This is a genomic window from Salinivibrio sp. MA427 (genome assembly GCF_001996115.1).
GTDB lineage: Bacteria > Pseudomonadota > Gammaproteobacteria > Enterobacterales > Vibrionaceae > Salinivibrio > Salinivibrio costicola.
This window is the reverse complement of sequence record NZ_MUFH01000455.1, coordinates 1-1,457: the sequence shown is the minus strand read 5'-3', so window position 1 is coordinate 1,457 and position 1,457 is coordinate 1. Positions and strand designations below refer to the sequence as shown.

Annotated in this window: 2 pseudogenes; both read right to left on the bottom strand. The window is 49.4% G+C overall.

The annotated features are described in order from the left end of the window. Positions 1 to 351 (bottom strand): annotated as a pseudogene (locus BZG79_RS15540) (U32 family peptidase); the annotation flags it as partial. Positions 352 to 355: 4 nt separating this feature from the next. After that, a pseudogene (locus tag BZG79_RS15535) lies at positions 356 to 1,347 on the bottom strand (peptidase U32 family protein). Positions 1,348 to 1,457: the final 110 nt, after the last annotated feature.

Here is a 1,457-nt window from a genome sequence, read left to right as displayed (position 1 = left end):
GTTAATGGCCGGCCCAGCAGTGAAGTTCAGTCCTTGCTCCTGTAACAGACTAATAGCGCTGACATCGTTGGCTTCGACCTCAAATTCGCCGTTGTCACAATATTTACCCAGCTCCCGCAACTCGGCCGGGGCTTCCAGCAACGTCATAGTTGATAGCGTCACTTTCTTACCGGCTTCCCTGAGCATGTGTGCAATTTCAAGGTAATCGTCAAGCTTAAGCTCGCGGCGTTTACTACACACGATTTCACCCAAATACACATGCTCGACGTTAGAGTCAGCGGCTTCGCGGTAAAAATCCATGACTTGTTTTTTTGGCCAAAAGTAAAGAATCGGCCCTAGAGAAAATTTCATATCATTACTTCCATTTCCGATGATACGCACCGAGCGTGGTTTGACTACCCTCTGAGAGCGATGCAAGAACCGAGTTCCAATTGTCAACAACCTCAAAACCATCAGGGTCGGCCATTACGGCATCAATAGCCTGGCGCCAGACTCGGGTAATTTGTGAGACATAGGCAGGACTGCGCTGACGGCCTTCTATTTTGAGTGAGGTAATGCCCTCTTTGTGTAACTGCGGTAGTAGGCTCAAGGTGTTCAAACTCGTGGGCTCTTCCAGAACATTATAGACCTCGTCGTCGACGGAGAAGCGTCCTTTACAGAGCGTCGGATAGCCCGCTTTTTCGTTTTCAGCAAAACGGTCTATCAGCACGCCGTTTAACCGTGACTCCAGTTTGTTGTCTTGCTCGTCCCACTCAACAAAAGCAGCAGGCGAGCAGGCACCCGCGGTATTGGGCGACTCGCCGGTCAGGTATGAGCTTAGGTAGCAACGCCCTTCCGCCATAATGCACAAACTTCCGAACGCAAAAACTTCGAGTTCACGTCCGTTGTTCGCGCAAGTGCACGGACTTGCTGCATCGATAGTACACGAGGCAGTACCACTCGTTTCACACCGTATTGTTGATAAAAACGAATTGCCTCGGCATTGGTCGCCGACGCCTGCACCGATAAGTGCGTTTCTACTTTCGGGTAGCGTTCGGCGGCATAAGCCAACACAGCCAGATCGGCAATAATCAGTACGTCTGCACCAGCCAGAACGGCATCATCGACCGCCTGGCGCCACTTCTCCCAGCTGTTGGCATGCGCGAACGTGTTGATAGCAACATGCAGCTTTTTACCGTGCCGATGCACATAATCAGCTGCTTCTGACAGCTTCAGTTGGTCCAAATTAAGGCCCACAAAGTGTCTCGCGTTGGTTTCATCTTTCAAACCAACGTAAACCGCATCGGCTCCATTTTCGATAGCCGCTTTTAATGCCGGAATACTTCCAGCCGGGCAAAGCAATTCCATTCAAACCTCTATTTAGTTGTTTTGTGGTGCGCAATTTGTTTATTCATTATAGTATTGATAACATCTTTTTTGTTATTTCACGAGGAGCGAATCATGAGTACCAACAAATG